General features: G+C 42.4%; 19 protein-coding genes. 8 read left to right on the top strand and 11 right to left on the bottom strand.

Annotated elements, in window-relative coordinates; translation table 11 throughout:
- Window positions 1-32: 32 nt before the first annotated feature.
- On the bottom strand, window positions 33-1,118 hold the full coding sequence (locus HWQ43_RS19120) for an AI-2E family transporter (RefSeq protein WP_292736953.1): 1,086 nt from the start codon (window positions 1,116-1,118) through the stop codon (window positions 33-35).
- Between the two features lie 127 nt (window positions 1,119-1,245).
- Here HWQ43_RS19120 and pdxH point away from each other — a divergent pair, with 127 nt between their 5' ends.
- Window positions 1,246-1,890, top strand: coding sequence for a pyridoxamine 5'-phosphate oxidase (pdxH, locus tag HWQ43_RS19115; protein ID WP_292736951.1), 645 nt, complete (start codon window positions 1,246-1,248; stop codon window positions 1,888-1,890).
- Window positions 1,891-1,994: 104 nt separating this feature from the next.
- On the opposite strand, the gene HWQ43_RS19110 is transcribed toward pdxH, so the two are convergent.
- Window positions 1,995-2,612 (bottom strand): FMN-dependent NADH-azoreductase, encoded by a 618-nt coding sequence (locus HWQ43_RS19110; protein WP_292736949.1) that lies wholly within the window; start codon window positions 2,610-2,612, stop codon window positions 1,995-1,997.
- 149 nt (window positions 2,613-2,761) lie between these two features.
- Here HWQ43_RS19110 and HWQ43_RS19105 point away from each other — a divergent pair, with 149 nt between their 5' ends.
- A complete protein-coding gene (locus HWQ43_RS19105; RefSeq protein WP_292736947.1) occupies window positions 2,762-3,115 on the top strand; it encodes a helix-turn-helix domain-containing protein in 354 nt (117 codons plus the stop codon).
- Window positions 3,116-3,190: 75 nt separating this feature from the next.
- Here HWQ43_RS19105 and pyrE read toward each other — a convergent pair whose 3' ends face one another.
- The 3 genes from pyrE to HWQ43_RS19090 form a co-directional block, all read right to left on the bottom strand.
- Window positions 3,191-3,724 (bottom strand): orotate phosphoribosyltransferase, encoded by a 534-nt coding sequence (pyrE, locus tag HWQ43_RS19100; protein ID WP_292736945.1) that lies wholly within the window; start codon window positions 3,722-3,724, stop codon window positions 3,191-3,193.
- An 82-nt stretch (window positions 3,725-3,806) separates the two neighbouring features.
- Window positions 3,807-4,709 carry a DUF3153 domain-containing protein gene (locus HWQ43_RS19095; protein WP_292736944.1) on the bottom strand — a complete coding sequence of 301 codons (903 nt, stop codon included), beginning with the start codon at window positions 4,707-4,709 and terminating at the stop codon, window positions 3,807-3,809.
- A 172-nt stretch (window positions 4,710-4,881) separates the two neighbouring features.
- Entirely contained in the window at window positions 4,882-5,424 is a 543-nt protein-coding gene (locus tag HWQ43_RS19090) for a tetratricopeptide repeat protein (RefSeq protein ID WP_292736942.1), read from the bottom strand.
- Window positions 5,425-5,594: 170 nt separating this feature from the next.
- On the opposite strand from HWQ43_RS19090, the gene HWQ43_RS19085 reads away from it, so the two are divergent.
- Entirely contained in the window at window positions 5,595-5,993 is a 399-nt protein-coding gene (locus HWQ43_RS19085; protein ID WP_292736941.1) for a hypothetical protein, read from the top strand.
- A 111-nt stretch (window positions 5,994-6,104) separates the two neighbouring features.
- Here HWQ43_RS19085 and argB read toward each other — a convergent pair whose 3' ends face one another.
- Window positions 6,105-7,001 carry an acetylglutamate kinase gene (argB, locus tag HWQ43_RS19080; RefSeq protein ID WP_292736939.1) on the bottom strand — a complete coding sequence of 299 codons (897 nt, stop codon included), beginning with the start codon at window positions 6,999-7,001 and terminating at the stop codon, window positions 6,105-6,107.
- 189 nt (window positions 7,002-7,190) lie between these two features.
- On the opposite strand from argB, the gene HWQ43_RS19075 reads away from it, so the two are divergent.
- The 4 genes from HWQ43_RS19075 (at window position 7,191) to HWQ43_RS19060 (ending at window position 9,477) form a co-directional block, all read left to right on the top strand.
- The gene (locus HWQ43_RS19075) at window positions 7,191-7,418 is read left to right on the top strand and encodes a hypothetical protein (protein WP_292736938.1); all 228 of its coding nucleotides are present in this window, start codon (window positions 7,191-7,193) and stop codon (window positions 7,416-7,418) included.
- 147 nt (window positions 7,419-7,565) lie between these two features.
- Window positions 7,566-8,462 carry a pentapeptide repeat-containing protein gene (locus HWQ43_RS19070; RefSeq protein ID WP_292736936.1) on the top strand — a complete coding sequence of 299 codons (897 nt, stop codon included), beginning with the start codon at window positions 7,566-7,568 and terminating at the stop codon, window positions 8,460-8,462.
- A 26-nt stretch (window positions 8,463-8,488) separates the two neighbouring features.
- Window positions 8,489-8,770, top strand: a complete 282-nt coding sequence (locus HWQ43_RS19065; RefSeq protein WP_292737028.1) for a pentapeptide repeat-containing protein — start codon at window positions 8,489-8,491, stop codon at window positions 8,768-8,770.
- 104 nt (window positions 8,771-8,874) lie between these two features.
- The gene (locus tag HWQ43_RS19060) at window positions 8,875-9,477 is read left to right on the top strand and encodes a Uma2 family endonuclease (RefSeq protein WP_292736934.1); all 603 of its coding nucleotides are present in this window, start codon (window positions 8,875-8,877) and stop codon (window positions 9,475-9,477) included.
- A gap of 11 nt (window positions 9,478-9,488) precedes the next feature.
- Here HWQ43_RS19060 and HWQ43_RS19055 read toward each other — a convergent pair whose 3' ends face one another.
- Both HWQ43_RS19055 and HWQ43_RS19050 read right to left on the bottom strand, forming a co-directional pair.
- Complete coding sequence (locus tag HWQ43_RS19055; RefSeq protein WP_292737026.1) at window positions 9,489-10,034, bottom strand: shikimate kinase; 546 nt, start codon at window positions 10,032-10,034, stop codon at window positions 9,489-9,491.
- Window positions 10,035-10,860: 826 nt separating this feature from the next.
- Window positions 10,861-11,016 (bottom strand): hypothetical protein, encoded by a 156-nt coding sequence (locus tag HWQ43_RS19050; RefSeq protein WP_292736932.1) that lies wholly within the window; start codon window positions 11,014-11,016, stop codon window positions 10,861-10,863.
- Here HWQ43_RS19050 and HWQ43_RS19045 point away from each other — a divergent pair.
- Complete coding sequence (locus tag HWQ43_RS19045) at window positions 11,015-11,209, top strand: hypothetical protein (protein WP_292736930.1); 195 nt, start codon at window positions 11,015-11,017, stop codon at window positions 11,207-11,209. The genes HWQ43_RS19050 and HWQ43_RS19045 overlap by 2 nt on opposite strands.
- A 19-nt stretch (window positions 11,210-11,228) precedes the next feature.
- On the opposite strand, the gene HWQ43_RS19040 is transcribed toward HWQ43_RS19045, so the two are convergent.
- The 3 genes from HWQ43_RS19040 to HWQ43_RS19030 form a co-directional block, all read right to left on the bottom strand.
- Entirely contained in the window at window positions 11,229-11,918 is a 690-nt protein-coding gene (locus tag HWQ43_RS19040) for a LapA family protein (RefSeq protein WP_292736928.1), read from the bottom strand.
- Window positions 11,919-12,085: 167 nt separating this feature from the next.
- Complete coding sequence (locus HWQ43_RS19035; RefSeq protein ID WP_292736926.1) at window positions 12,086-12,706, bottom strand: flavin prenyltransferase UbiX; 621 nt, start codon at window positions 12,704-12,706, stop codon at window positions 12,086-12,088.
- Between the two features lie 17 nt (window positions 12,707-12,723).
- The gene (locus HWQ43_RS19030; protein ID WP_292736924.1) at window positions 12,724-15,078 is read right to left on the bottom strand and encodes a ribonuclease R family protein; all 2,355 of its coding nucleotides are present in this window, start codon (window positions 15,076-15,078) and stop codon (window positions 12,724-12,726) included.
- Window positions 15,079-16,048: the final 970 nt, after the last annotated feature.

The raw sequence follows: 16,048 nt of genomic DNA, 5'->3' as shown, positions 1-16,048 counted from the left end.
CTGTCCTCTGCTCCCCTGCCCCCCTGCTCCTCTTAATCAGGAGGCGGATCATGGGCAATAGTGACAGTTGAGACAAAATCACTCGGCTTGCCGCTCTTAATAGCATCGAAAGTGCCCTTAATAGTACCAGCAATTGGAACAGCAACAAGTGTCCCCAACAAACCAGCAATCTCAAATCCCATCAAAATAGCTACAAAAATCCAGATGGGATTCAGTCCGATAAAATTGCCGAGTAACCTGGGAGCTAACAGGTTATCTTTAAGCTGCTGCATGAGAATCGCCGCTATGGCAACTTGAACTGCTAACCACCAATTTTGCAGCAGCACTAAAATCGTCACCAGACCAATACCCAGAGACGCCCCAATAAAGGGAATGAGTTCTGAGATACCGATTAATATGGCAAACAACAGGGCAAAAGGCACCTTCATCACTAAGAAAATTGGCGTCAGGGTTAGCACCATGAACAATCCTAGTAACAATTGGCTGAGGAAGAAGTTTTGAAAATTTAGGCGCAAGGATGCGCTAAGGGGATCTCCAATGTTAGAGGGCAAAAGATTGATCACACCATGCCAGACGCGATCGCCATATAAAAGCATATAAAATGCAAGCACGATAACTAATACTACGTCAAGTAATCCTGACAGTAGTGTGCCAGCAAATCCCACTGCCCCAGAAGCTAGCTGTTGCACCACATTCTGAATGTTGGCATTGATTTGACTGCTCACAACCCTCAGATCGATTGGCAAACGTCGTTGTTTTGCCAACATCTCAAACTGCTCTAGGTTTGCTTGACTGGCGGTTAACCAATCAGGGATCTTATTTAACAGTTGAATTGTTTGGTCAATAATCAACGGTACTAGGGTGACGCCCAAAATCCCAAGCAGGGTTAATGTTGCCAGTAAAACTATGATCACCGCCTGAGTGCGGGTGATCTGAGCACGTTCAAAGAACTTAACCGGGTAATTTAAGAGAAAGGCCAAAATCGTCGCAATGCTCAATACAGTAAGAGGATGCTGGAAATAGCGAAAAAGCACAGACAGCAACCAGACATTAAGAGCGATAATGGGACCGCTCAGACCATAAATTAACAAGCGTTGAAGGGAGGCTGAACGGCGCATTTGACGCAACCTATTTTAGATATTTATTCAGAGAATTTGTAAAATTCTTGATGGCACTGATTATCATCATAGATATTTTTGACAAAGATATATATAAGCGTATCTGATAGCAAGGAAACAAATCACAATGGACAAAACGGTAGCTGACCTTCGCAAAGACTACACCTTGGAAGGTTTAAGCGAACTTGAAGTAGAACTTAATCCTTTTATCCAATTTAAAAAATGGTTCGATCAGGCACTAGCAGCACAACTCCCCGAACCCAATGCCATGACTATTGCTACAGCCACACCAGACGGTAAGCCCTCAGCCAGAATGGTGCTACTCAAGGATTTTGATGAACGGGGCTTTGCCTTCTTCACAAACTACAACAGCCACAAAGCACAACAACTGGCTGAAAATCCCCAGGCGGCTTTAGTCTTTTGGTGGGCAGAACTGGAACGTCAAGTCAGAATTTCGGGGTATGTGGAGAAAGTTTCCGAAACTGAATCTGATCAGTATTTTGAAAGTCGCCCTGCCAAAAGTCGCTTGGGTGCGTGGGTATCTAATCAAAGCGAGGTGATAGAAAGCCGAGAAGTTCTTGAGCGACGCGTGCAGCAATTCCAGAGCAAATATGAAAATCAGGAGATTCCTCGACCGCCTCATTGGGGAGGCTTACGAGTGATCCCTACAGAAATTGAATTTTGGCAAGGACGCCCTAGCCGTCTGCATGATCGCTTACTCTATAGCCGTTTAGATAATAGCACTTGGAAAATTGAGCGATTGTCACCCTGAAGAAGGGGCAGGGGGCAGGGGAGCAGGGGAAGAAGAATCTATAACCAATGCCCAATGCCCCATGCCCAATGCCCCATACCCAATGCCCAATGCCCCGCATCACATTACCACTGGGCGATCGCATCTTGAATTGCTTGTCTTGCTTCTGATAGAGATTGGGTACGGGCATCACCCTCATTCAGGCTGTTAGCGTTAATAAATTGAATATCTGTAAGCCCAATAAAGCCGAAAATTGCCCGCAGGTAGGGTTCTTGGAAGTCATAAGCAAGGAAAGGAGATGTCGCGCTAAAGTCACCACCGCGAGCGGTAATGATAACCGCTTTTTTGCCCTCGACTAACCCTTTAAAACCTTGAGCTTCTATTGCAACAGTCCGATTAATGCGAACAATTTGGTCGATGTAAGCCTTAAAAGTGGAAGGTATATTGAAGTTGTACATTGGCACTCCAAAGACGTAGCGATCGGCTGCCAAAAACTCATCAACCAGTTCGTCAGAAATCCTAAGTGCCTCAGTTAATTCTGGGGTATGGGTTTCTGGTGGTGAAAATGCCGCTGCAATCCAAGCTTCATCAACGTGAGGAACTGGGTAATGCCCTAAATCTCGATAAGCGATCGCATCTTCAGGATGCGCTGCTTTCCAAGCACTGACGAATCCCTTAGATAATTCTCTAGAGTGCGATCGTTCACCACGGGGGCTGGAATCAATATGTAGAATATTTACCACAAAATATCTCCTGATTAACTAGGATTTACTGCTTTTACTTTTTTTGAGTCTCTATTTCAAAGCATTACATTAGATACTAAAAGTAACTAGTTACTAAAGTAAAGTAGTTACCATAAAGTAACTAACGAATAATTTTGGCTAACTTATCGATGTCTGCTTCTAAAAATCCTGATGCTTGCCCAATAAATATTTTGATGTCCTTATTATCAGGGCCCTGGACAATGTATATACTGTGGGTGTTGTGTAATAGTGGGCCTACTCGCTTTGGTGCATTGAAACGCCAAGTAGAGGGCATTTCTACCAAAGTTCTAACGGAAAGACTGAGAATGCTTGAGGCAGCAGAAATTATTTATCGTCAGTATGAACCAACTATCCCACCCCAAGTCACTTACGGTCTTACAGAACGCGGACAGGAACTCGTTGAAATCCTTCAGCAACTCAATGGACTTGCTGAACGTTGGTATGGCAGCGAACAACGAGAACATAGCAATAGTAATGTTTAACCCTAAATTACATAAGTCTTATCTCAAACCTAAGTATTTTTAGGGTTATTGTCCAAGATATTTTGATTGTGGGCTTCAAGACAGTTCCATCCACACTGAAAGCTCCTCCATATCAAATAGAGGAAGTTTTTGAATACCAGCTTTTTCAAGACTATTGTCTTCCGTTCTTCCGCGCCAGATTACGCAGAGTACGAAGTCCACGATCGCTCCCTCATTACGCAGCGCTTTGGTACTTTTTACAACCTGACCACCTGTTGTAATTACGTCTTCAATGATACACAATTTTTTCCCTTGAATATCAATTCCTTCTGCTAGCTTCTCAGTACCATATTCTTTTTTTGTCTTCCGAACAAAGACAACTGGTAATTCAACTTCTAATGAAATTGCTGTTGCTAAAGGAACTCCCCCTAATTCCAGTCCGGCTAGAATTTCCGTGTCTGGTGGAATCTTTTTTACCATTTCTTTAGCTAACTGCTTCAGTAACAAAGGATTAGATTCAAACTGATATTTATCAAAGTAATGGTCAGATATCTGACCAGAACGTAACCGAAACTCGCCTTTTAAATAGGAAACACGAACAATTTCTTTGGCTAATTCGCTATGACTCATTTTTACAAAAAGCTGGGGAAAAGGTAAAAAAGCCGATGGAAAATGCATCGGCTTAACTAACAATATTTAACAGATAAATAGTCTACTGTTCCTGGATTGCTGCTGCTTTGGGAGGAAACTGAACTCTAGGATCTGGCATGAAATTGTATCTCAAGTACAATCCTCCCGAAACAAACAGGATAATTAACAACCCACCTATACCAAGGGGGCTAGGAAGCCAGAAAACTGCTTCTATGTGATTTAGCTCACCAGGTTGGAGTTTCCACACTAGTTGATTACCATTTTTTTCTGGCTCAATTGCAGTTTCAGTTAGTTGAATATTTTTGGCTCCCCAAGGGGTCTTCAAGCTAAATTCCAAATCGAGAATTGAACCAGCATTCGCCAGAACATTACCTTTGCTAGCAATTAGAGAGAGCGATCGCAAATCCAAATCATAAATTAACCGATTTCGGACTAAAAGTAAAAAATTATTCTGCTCCAAGAGGACGTTTGATTCAATTTTCGGCAGTTCTGAGTCAGATTCGCTCTGCACAGACTCAGAGGGTTGATTTGTATGGGAGTTAAAGAATTCGTTGAACTTCTCTTGGAATTCCCTACCACTGCTAAAAGGAATTGTGACGATGATTTCTTCTTGGGAAACTCGCTGTGCTTTACCATCAAGTTGACGGGCGCGGCGTTCTATGCTCTTTAACCATTCGTACACAGAATCGCCACTAAAACTAGTTAGCCGTTCTCCCAACTTAATATGCTGTACTAGTTCGCCACTATTTGAGTTGTCAAAATTAAGCCCCACATCGTACTTCACACAGCCAGTCAGTAGCAAAGATGTTAATAGCACGAGCCACAGAATAGGATTTCGCATGGGAAAGACCCGATTCATTCGATTTCGACCATTCAGTGGTGAGATAAATTTCATCTTTGCCAACACAAAACTAAATGGTCTGACTAACCACAAGAAAATCTTTCCGAAAATTGAAGAATTCATAACTATAAATCTCCCCAAAAGTCAAACTTTTTAACCAATCTTGACTTCTTAGTATTGTTTGAGATTCCTGAAATACCATTTTGATCGCTCTGGGACTGAGTAAGAAAATATGAGTAAGATTTGGATCTGAATCTTCATTCAAATCTTCCCAGTCCCCAATCCAAAATTGTTATCAGCCAGGAGTTCCTGAAAAATTCAACCAAACCAAGTACGAGATGGTTAAACCAATGGCGATTAGTGCCACCCAGATAAAGCGATTATCTCTGGTATTGACCTGACTGAGGTCAACAAATTCTGGCTCGGCAGGTTTAGGCTTTTGCTGGACAGAAGATTCTGGAGACTTAGCAGGTACAGAAATTTTGAGTTCATTATCGGCTAATGCACCCAAATCAGGGATTTCTGTCATCCATTCGCTTGGTCTTTTCAGCTTTGGTGCTTTTAAGATATAAAGCATCTGCCGCGCTTGTTTGCTAATTTCAAAATGGGCATGGCGTTTGAGTCTTTCACAAAGAGCGATCGCATCATCCGTGCGTCCAGCCGCTTCATAAGCTGTCACTAGATGAATTTCTACTTCGCCCCCAAGGCGAGAATTACGAGCTAACAGAGCGCTGGCCTTTTCTAAATTTTCTACGGCTTCACGGTATTGCCCATTCTCAAAGGCAACTTTCCCAGCCTGGTAGCGGGTTTTAGCAATTTCTAAACTTTCTGTACTCACGTCTTATACAAAAATTAGCACTATTTTCATTTTGCCAATGCCAGCAATCTTTTTGGAATCTTTTCAAAAGCTGGCAATCTGAAAGTGGATAAACTTCTAAAATTTTAAGTAAGTAGCTGCGACTATTTTCTGATTAAAAATTCCGGTATCAAATGCAAGTGAGCAAAATTATGTTGAAAATCAAGCATTCGCAACTGAATTGGCTCTTAGCAGGTATGACTTTAGCAGTGATCGGTGTAAGCATTGCTCCAGCTTCCGCCCAGCGCTCATTCGTGATTGATGGTGGTTATGGAGTCAGGCGATCGTCGCCTTCTGTGGGTTCCTTTATTTATGGTAGTCCGATTCCCATGCCTATGCCTGTAGACCCAACAACGGGACTAATGATACAACGCAATCATTACCGCGATTATTCCTATCCCCAATTCAGGCAAAATATTAGAAATTCCACCCCGATCAATCCCATAATTCGAGATTCAACCCTAGTTAATCCGGTAATTATCAACAATTCATGGCGTCGTACACCATTTAGTGGTGGGCGATCGCGGGTTATTATTACCTATCCCCGCTAGGAAGCAGAGGGGCAGGGGAGGTGAATATCAAATACTCGTCCACAAGTAAAAAACGAGTTTTAATTTACCCAAAATTACAGTTACAAATCATTTTCCCAGCCTCCCCTGCCTCTACGACGTAAACTGCGAACCGAGAATCATCGTCCCAATCCCAACATCAGTAAAGATTTCTAGTAATAGGGCGTGGGGAATGCGACCATCTATGATGTGTGCTGCACGAACTCCTTGAGCAAGCGATCGCACACAACAACTAACTTTGGGTATCATCCCACCGCTGACTATACCATTAGCAATCAACTCGCGGGCTTCGCGAATATCTACTTTCGGAATCAAAGTAGATTGGTCTTTGTAATCTTTTAAAATTCCACTGGTGTCGGTCAGTAAAATTAACTTTTCTGCTCCTAATGCTGCGGCAATTTCTCCGGCTACAGTATCGGCGTTAATGTTATAAGCTTGCCCCGTCTCGTCTGCGGCGACGCTAGATACTACCGGAATATAGCCATTGCTAGCAAGGGTTTCCAAAATCTTGATATTTACATTGCTGACTTCCCCCACAAAACCGATGCCTTCTTGACCTTGGGGACGGGCTGTAAATAGATTACCGTCTTTACCGCAAAGTCCTACAGCCAATCCACCAGCTTGGTTAATTAGCGCGACAATTTCTTTATTAACTCGACCAACTAAAACCATTTCCACCACATCCATTGTGGCGGCATCAGTGACTCGCAAACCATTTTTAAATTGTGGTTCGATGCCCAGCTTATCTAACCAACTGTTAATTTCTGGGCCACCGCCGTGTACTACAATTGGACGCAAGCCAACGCAGGATAAGAATACAATGTCGCGGATAACTTTGTCTTTGAGTGTGCTATCTTTCATCGCTGCGCCACCATATTTGACAACAACAGTGCGACCGGCAAATTGTTGAATATAAGGTAGTGCTTCGCTTAGTACACGCACACGAGTGGCTTCAGCTTGCCTGATGTATTCAGAATCGTTGTCCGTCATGAGGAGCCTAACAGAGAGAGTTAAAACCTATTTCAGTCAGTGTAGAAGACTTTGTAACTCCTCACAATCTCTGATGCCAAAGTTTAGTATGTTTGTACTGATAAGCCATAGCTGTTTAGTTCGTCTCAGAAATGTGAAAATCTATAAAAGAAGGACTAGCAACCAAAATCGAAAATTATCAGGAGAAATATGGATACACCGATTCTCGATCGGCTAATTGAAGAATTAAAAGTGATGCCTGAAGACTTGCAATATCGAGTGCTGGAGTTTGCCCGAACTTTACTAGGTTCACAAATTCATGGTGTTCCAGGTAAACAATTATTAAATTTTGCAGGTACAATATCACCAAACGATATTCAGTTGATGCGCGAAGCAATTGAAGAAGGTTGCGAACAGGTAGATATAGATGAGTGGTAAATACCTGCTTGACACTAATATTATTATTGCTTTATTTGCAAATGACATAGCAGTAAATAATCAGCTAGTAAATATGTAATGGTGGCAGTATCTCTTTTACAAGAAGATAATATTGTTAGTGGTGTTAAGAAGCGCTTTATTTAAGTTATGGATATTAAAGAATTACTCAGACAGTATGCCTCTGGGGAAAGAAATTTTATTGGCATTAGTTTAAAGAATGCCAACTTAATAGGTATTAACTTGAGCGGGGCTAATTTAAGCAACTCTAATTTAAGAAATGCCGAGCTACATGGGGCTAATCTTCAACGAACTATTCTTAAAGGAGTTGATTTAGAAGGAGCAAAACTACGCTATGTAATGCTAGACGAAGCAGATTTGAGTAATGCCGATTTAACTGACTGCAATTTTCAATATGCCAGCTTGAAAAGGGCAAAATTAACAAACTGTAAAATCTTGCAAAGCAGTTTAGAAGGTGCAAATCTAGAAGGCGCAAATCTAGCAAATACAGAGATAGTTGATAGCAGTTTAGAGGAGACAAATCTCACAAACGCTAATTTAAGTAATGCTGAGATTGTGGAAACAAGTGGTTCCCCAGAATTAAGGTTGGCTATTTTGTGCAACACGATTATGCCAAGCGGCCATATTTGCAACGATAATTGTAATCCTGCTGCGATTAAAGATATTTTGTTGCAACGTTACGCATTAGGGGAACGAGATTTTACAAACAATTTCAGTTGTGTTGAATTAAGGCTTTCTGATTTGCGAGGAGCCGATTTAAGCGGTGTACAGCTTCCTGGTATAAAACTGTGGAATGGTGTTTTACAAGGCGTAAATCTAAGTAATGCAAATTTGAGTGGTGCTTGGTTAATTGAAATTTTTTTCCAAAATGCCAACTTAGAGGGTATTAATCTTGAAGAAAGCAACTTGAGTAGCTCATCTTTTAAATCAACTAATTTAAAAAGAGCAAACTTAAAAGGTGCTAAATTCGACGTGGCTGAACATGGTTCTGCTTTAACAAACTTAACAGATGCAGAACCAATTTAGTAGGAGCATTTTATAATTCAGAAACTATTTTTCCTAATGGTACTGATTTATCAAAAGCTATATATCTTGATTCAGGCGCAAATCTATCTAATATCGGTTTTTCAAAAATTAATTTAAGTAGAGTTAATTTATCTAACACAAACTTAAGTAATTCAATTTTAGACTATATTGACCTAAGTTATGCAAATCTCAGTAATGCTAATCTAACTAATACCAATTTGGAAGGTGCGATTTTAGATGGTGCAAATCTGGAAGGAGCAATATTCTGTAAAACTATTATGCCTGATGGTAGTGTTCGGAATAACTGATACTAAATAAATCACTGTTGCCAGATTACCCGACACAACAAGCAAGCGATCGCTCCTTCAAACATCTAGAATTGAAATCATTCGGCTGAAGCTAGGGAATGAAAATGACCACGCTGCTAATTCAAACTGAAAGCACACCCCTAACGGTAAATTTCCCCTCTCTTGTGCAGATGACAAATGACCAGTTCTATGAGTTTTGCCAAGCTAATGGAGATTTACGAATTGAGCGTACTGCCAATGGGGAAGTCATCATCATGCCACCAGCTTTTTCAGATACGGGCAACCGTAACTTTAACATTGCTGCACAACTTGGGAATTGGACAGAACAAGATGGCACTGGCATAGGCTTTGACTCCAGTACAGGTTTTACACTACCCAATGGAGCAATGCGTTCCCCTGATGCTTCTTGGATTGAACTGGAGCGCTGGAATGCCTTAACAGATGCACAAAAAGCTTCATTTGCACCAATTTGTCCTAGCTTTGTAATTGAGTTACGCTCGTTAAGCGATCGCTTGATAAAATTACAAGAGAAAATGCAGGAGTACATCGATAACAGTGCATCACTAGGCTGGTTAATCGATCGGCAGAATCGAAAAGTCTACATTTACCGTCCTAATCGAGAAGTTGAAATTTTGGAAAATCCCGAAGCAGTTACGGGTAATCCAGAATTACCAGAATTTATCCTGCGGATGGGCAAAATATGGTAACTTGAGTCTTCTTAATGAGAAACTTGTGTTTTGAGAACGTTAGGAATTGCTTCAAGTATTCGCTTGGCAACGTCTTCAGGTGTATCTCCCTCTCGCTCGGTGATGTGCAAATCGGCTTGAGAGTAAAGTGGTGTTCGTTGTTCGAGGAGCGATCGCAACTTACCTTTAGGATCGGCATCTTGCAGCAGTGGTCTCGTGGTATCCACAGCTAAACGGCTGTAAATTATCTCCACTGGCGTATCTAGCCACACTATCAAACCGTGGTGCAAGTAACCCCAATTTTCTCGCCGCAGTACAATGCCCCCACCAGTTGCAATAGTCAACTTTGTAAAAGCACAAACTTGTGAAAGTACGTCGCTTTCTAACTGACGAAACCCGGCTTCACCAACTTGTGCAAATAACTGATTGATAGATTTTCCTGTGGCTTGGGCAATCACATCATCGGTATCTACAAACCCATAACCCAGTTCTTTTGCTAGTAAGCGCCCTACTGTCGTCTTACCAACGCCCATAATACCAATTAAGTACAGGTTGACTCCTTGTAATAAGCTGCTCACCAGTTGCTTCGCTCCAATTATAAGTTTTGAGTGCTGAGTCACAGTTTTAAATTATAAACTCAACGATTCAATCTAGGATTTAAAAATACGGAGTTTTGCACATATCGCGCAAACAAATAAAATTACTTGATTGGCGATCGCTAATCAAGCGATAATCAAAATATAATTTGTTCTTATAGGAGCGTGTCTTGGATAATATGTCTAAGATACCAGTAATCGCAGAACACATTAAAATTACTCCAGATAGGGATAAACCGCGTATTGGTGGACACCAAATTAGAGTGCAAGATATCTGAGTTCAATTTTAATCTGGGAAGTTCTTGAGCCAGAAGAAATGAGCTATCAACTTGAATTTATCTGAAAGCTTTTATTATTTTATTCAAATGTAAAAAAGCGATGCCTTCTGGAGGCAGAAGCTTGCGTAGCTTGCGTTCCCCTTCATGCAGCCTCCCGTAGGGAAGGAGTACAGTCAGGTTTTCTGGGAAATGCTACGCGTCGCTTGCTTAAGAGCAGGAATACTTAATATTTAAAGTAACTTCGGCAAGAAATTAACGATTCTTCTGTAAAATTACCATCAGTAATAATCGGTGAATTTCTTAAGAATGTAGTAATTTTCCTGAAGTAACTAGGTAATTGCTGCATAGTAATCTCTATGCTTAACCAAAAAATTAACTTAGCTTGTTTGAAACTTTATCCAAACAATATCTGTCTATCTAAATAATCAGGGTTTTTATTCTGGTGGGTATTTTTAAGTATACACAATACTGTGTTCCTAACAGCACAGGGTCGTTATTCTAAAAGTTCAGCTATAACAAGACCCGCTCAATTAAACGTTTCTAATAAAGGTGTAAATAATGACTGATTTACCGCGATCGCCCAAAAAAGCTTGCAAAGAAATTGAAGTTTCGACACAAAGACTACTGCATATTCCACGCCGATAAGCCTGAATGAATAAATATAGAATGAATGAGGTGTCAACCATGACTCGAATTCGTGACGTTGTAGAAAGAGCTTTAGCAACTGGCTATTTGACAGTTGAAGCTGAAGATCAACTACGACAACTGTTGACTACCCGATATGACTTGGAAGATTTTAATGCTTTCATGATTTTGCAGGAAGCTGCCATGACTGGTAAGGTCAAGCAGGAGTCTAGAGAGCGGTGTGGCATTAAATAGAGATGTAGCCTCCTACATCTCACCGACGGGGGCGTTTACCATCATCATCATCCTCAAAAAACTCCCAATCATCATCATCCGTTTGATTGGTAGTTGGCGGCTGGTAAGGGGGAATAATTACTCGGTAATCAGCATCGTAAATTGATTCAGTTTTTCCCGCAGCCGTATTTTTTGGCTCGCGGTAACTGTAGGAGTAAACTGAACCAGATTGGGAACTGCTTTTGGCTTCTGATTGACGTTCGTAAGTTGTTGAGTCTCTAGGTTGTTGAGCTTGAGAATTAGGAATAGGCGCTGACTCTGACTTTTCATCAAAGTTCCAATCATCATCTCTACTGCTATTTGTCTCCCAATCATCAAATCCCTCACTGCTAGGCTCTTCATTTTTACTAGCTGGTGGTGGAGGACTGGCAGGGCGAGATGTCGGTTCTTCTCTCCGGGTTGCCTTCGCACGACTTGAAGGGGCGGTTGCTCTGTTAGGAGCTTGGCGTTGTCCTGCCACAAAATAATTGGATAAATTAAATAAGGTAGCAATCAATATCGATGTGAAAGCACCAGTGGCAGTACTGAACAAAATCCATATCGCTAGTGGTAATGGTTGAGTTCGCACGCCCAAAAATACTAGCGATAGGGCAGGTGAGAAATTCTGGACTAATAATAGCGTTAGTCCTCCCAGTACTGCCACCAATAGAATTAAGCGAATTACAGCCATAGCAATTTTGTCAGTTGTCAGTTATCAGTGGTCAGTTGTCAGTGGACAGTTATTCAGTCTGATTATTTTTCACTAATTACTGTTCGCTGACCACTGACACTATCAGCCATCTCTATCATTACCTTTTTAGGACTATTGTGAAATTTACAATAAATCCACTCAGGGCATTAGCGACGACCTTGCCACCGCTGAATTGGGATACAGTCAATATCTAGTTGATCTAAAGCACGGGCAACTACAAAATCAACTAAATCCTCGATGGTTTGGGGATTGTGATACCAGGCGGGAATAGCGGGGACAATTCTCACTCCAACTTCTGCTAAAGAGGTTAAGTTACGTAAGTGGATGAGACTAAAAGGCGTTTCACGCGGGACAATAACCAGCTTTCGCCCTTCTTTGAGTTGGACATCCGCTGCCCGTTCTAGTAAATCGGAACTCAAGCCAACTGCCAGCTTTGCCACTGTACTCATGCTGCATGGAATAATCATCATCCCCAGAGTGGCAAAGGAACCGCTGGCAATTCCGGCTCCGACATCGCTCCAAGGATGACACCGGAGTTTACCGGCAAGTGCAACACCAGCTTGCTCTCGCCAGAATTGTTCTTGCCCGGTTGGTTCTGGTGGCATCCGAATTTCCTGTTCTGACTGCCAAACCATGTAAGTTGATTTAGAGGCAACCAATTCAATGCTATACTCCGCTTCTAGCAAAAATTTGATCGCGCGAACAGCGTAAATCAGACCAGATGCGCCCGATACGCCTAAAATTAAAGGTTTGGTGTTATTTGACACGTAAGTTTTAGGGTATTTTACTCGTCCTCAGAGTAAGGATCTAGGTCATCAGGCTCCATATCATTTGGTAAGTAGAGGTCTGAAAGCTCGTCACGGGAGTCATTGCCAGTTAAACCTTTAGCGACGCCATCGCTGCCGACTGTTACCAAATCAATTTGCTGACGGTAGTAATCGACACTCTTAACTTGCACGGCAACGCGATCGCCTAGTCGATAAGAAGCGCGATTTTTGCGCCCAAATAGTGCCTGTTGTCTGGCGCGATATTCATACCAATCATCTTTGAGAGAACTGACGTGTACTAATCCTTCCACCCGCAAAGGCACACCAGGATTACTACTGGACTCTACCTCGGCTGCTGGTACTTCAATTTCCACAAAGAAACCGTAGGATTGAACCCCGGTAATCACGCCTTGAAATACCTGACCGATGCGTTGCTTCATCAGTTGGGCTTTTTGCAGTCCGGCTAAATCGGCTTCGGCTTCTTGGACTTCTTTTTCTCGGTCGTTGATTTGGACAATTACCCTAGTCAAATCGCTTTGGAGTTCTTGTTGCAATTCTGGGGGTAAAACGTTCCAGTTAATTTCCTCGTGGCTAGAGGAGTGGCGTAGGTTAACCCGCTCTCTGACACGGGTATTGCGGCGATCGCGTCCGTTTTCGAGTAGCGTGTAATACACTCTCTGCATCAGCAAATCTGGGAAACGCCGCAAGGGAGCGCTAAAGTGGACATATTGCGGTAGTGCCAGACCAAAGTGAGATCCTTTGGTGGTACTGTATGCAGACGGCTTAAGTGTATCTTGTAACAAGTAAGTAAGAACTTGCTCAGAGGGAGATTCAGCAAAAGCTGTGGTCAAATGTTGGTAATCTAAGGGTTGGATATCAACTTCTGGATCTAATGTGAGGTCAACGCCTAAATTGACTGCCAATTTCAGCATTTCCTGGACATCTTCAACATCAGGAGTACCTTGGACTCGCCAGATAGCGGGAACACCAAGAGCATTTAAGTGAGTTGCAAACAGTTGATTAACTAACAGTACCAACTCCGTGAGTAGCGATCGCACTGGTAAATCATTCACCACCACAGCGCCGAGAATCCCCTCATCATAATAGGCGTTTTGGCTAGGCGGCAGATTCAACTGGAGACTACCACGAGTCAAGCGTACCTGTTTCACAGCTGTTTGCAAGCTTTGGAGGTCTTGCAGTATTTGGGAAACCTGTGATGATTTATCTTGAGCTTCACCTGTGAGAATTGCTTGAGCTTGTTCTGTAGTCAGTGCAGTCTCGACATTAATGACGCTGGGTTGAATTTCCCATTCCAGCACTTCTCCCGATTTGGGATCAATGGTAATTAAAAAAGAGATGGTTAAGCGATCGCTCCCAGGTACTAAAGAACAGCGTTCTGCCACAGATGGGGGCAAGATTGGCAACACCAATTCTCCCAGATACACTGATTTACCCCGTTTGAGTGCTTCTCTATCTAGGGCTTCGTCAGGTTGGACATAGTGAGAAACATCGGTTATGTGAACGCCTAAAAGCCAATTTCCGGCTAAGTTTTTTTCTAAACTAAAAGCGTTTTCTATAACTTTGGGATCGCCATTTACCCCTTCAATCGTGAGAGTAAACAAATTACGTAAATCCAGCCGATTTTTCAGGTCTGCTTTGAGGAGCTTTTTGGGCAACCTCGCAGATGCTTCGAGAACATTATCTGGAAAAGTCCGGGAAAGGTCGTGTTTGCACGTAACTAAATCTATATCAGCAGCGGCTTCGGCATCACTGCCGAGGATTTGCACTACTCGACCAAGGGGAGGATATTGTGCCAATGGGTAACGCAAAACTTCCACATGAACCAGATGATCGATCGCTTCTTCTAACTTTGCCCCGTTAGGTTGAATCTTGAGTTCAAACAGCAATCGATCGTCTAAAGGCACAGCCCGAAAACCAGTTTCTACCTGCTTAATTCGTGCCAGTAAAGTGTGGTTAGAGCGTTCGAGAATCAGCTTCACCTCCCCTTCGGGAGAGCGACGGCGACTGCCTTCTTTCAGAACTCTCACCAAAACGCGATCGCCATTCCAAGCATTACTCAGATGACTTTCGCGGATGTAAATATCTTCGGCTCCTTCCACATCTTGAATAGCAAAGCAAAAGCCTTTACTAGAACAACGGAGTTTTGCCTCGATTATTCCCTCTTCTGAGACACGGCGGTACTTGCCCCGTTCCTTCACTAAAATACCGATTTTTTCAAGAACATCTAAGGCAATGTGAAGTTTTTGTAAACTTTTTTCATCTTCACAGCCAAGTTTCTTTTCTAAAACCTTCCGAGCTACCAATTTATCATCGGTGAAATTGGCAAGGAGTGTAGCGATTGAAAATTCCATGCAGTGAACCGACCTTTGGTCAAAACATCATTTGTTGTTTAATCTGGTTCTTTTCTGTATACCCTCACGGCTTACAGAAACAAGCTGGAAACTAATTGCCCTGAAGCAAGCTTCCTAAGTTCTAAGGAAAGGAAGCCCGACCCAGTAAGAGGGGGAAACTACTCCCGCAGTTCCTTTGCAAAAAAGCCGACCCACGGACAACTCTGGGGCGTTTACGAACTTCTTACTGCACGATGCTCTCAGAATTTGCCTGCGTTCAACTCCCTTCACCTAACCAAACTTAAGATTGCACGCCTGATTAAAATCTAGCCCCGCTAGTTAATTACGCGACAGGTTTTTGAGAAGCTGGGTTTAGAGAATCCATACTGCCCAAAAGCGCTATGCAGGGGAGCCACTGCCGAACCCGGAGGGTCTTCTCCAAGGGGAGACGCTAAAAGCGATAGCGCAGCGTTAGCGAGTCTGCGAGCGTCTGGGGTCTCCCCAAGTAGAGCAAGTGGCGTGGAAACTACAGGTGTTTGATTGTCTAGAGAGAAGGTAATTTTACGCCATTAGACTCTGATTTTTAACTAGGAGGAACTGCTGGTGAACCCAATTTTCCCACATGTAGAATCGGTAACAATTAGGTAAGCAGCTTAATAAGCAGCGAGGGCGAACCTTATCTCCATTATTGTAGATTTAGAGCGCACTTCCAGAAAATAGTTCTAGATATCGACTTGGGTAATCAGTATAGCATTGCAAGCAAGACTACCCAGATAAGTTAGCACTGACCAAAAATTTCGTCAAAAAGAGCTACTGCTACAATTGGAACACCAGGCAAAGCAAGAATATAACCTTGACGGCTCAGAGCAGAGAATTATACCTACTCATCGCCTGCCAAGAATCTGATGACACATGAACCTATCCCACTAATAATATTTTGTTAATCCAGATATGAATTGTAGCAAGGTCAATGAATGCGTCAAAGTAAACT

The organism is Nostoc sp. JL31 (assembly GCF_017114965.1).
Lineage (GTDB): Bacteria > Cyanobacteriota > Cyanobacteriia > Cyanobacteriales > Nostocaceae > Nostoc > Nostoc punctiforme_A.
Note: the sequence above shows the minus strand (reverse complement) of the source record. Positions and strands in the feature narration are given on the sequence as shown.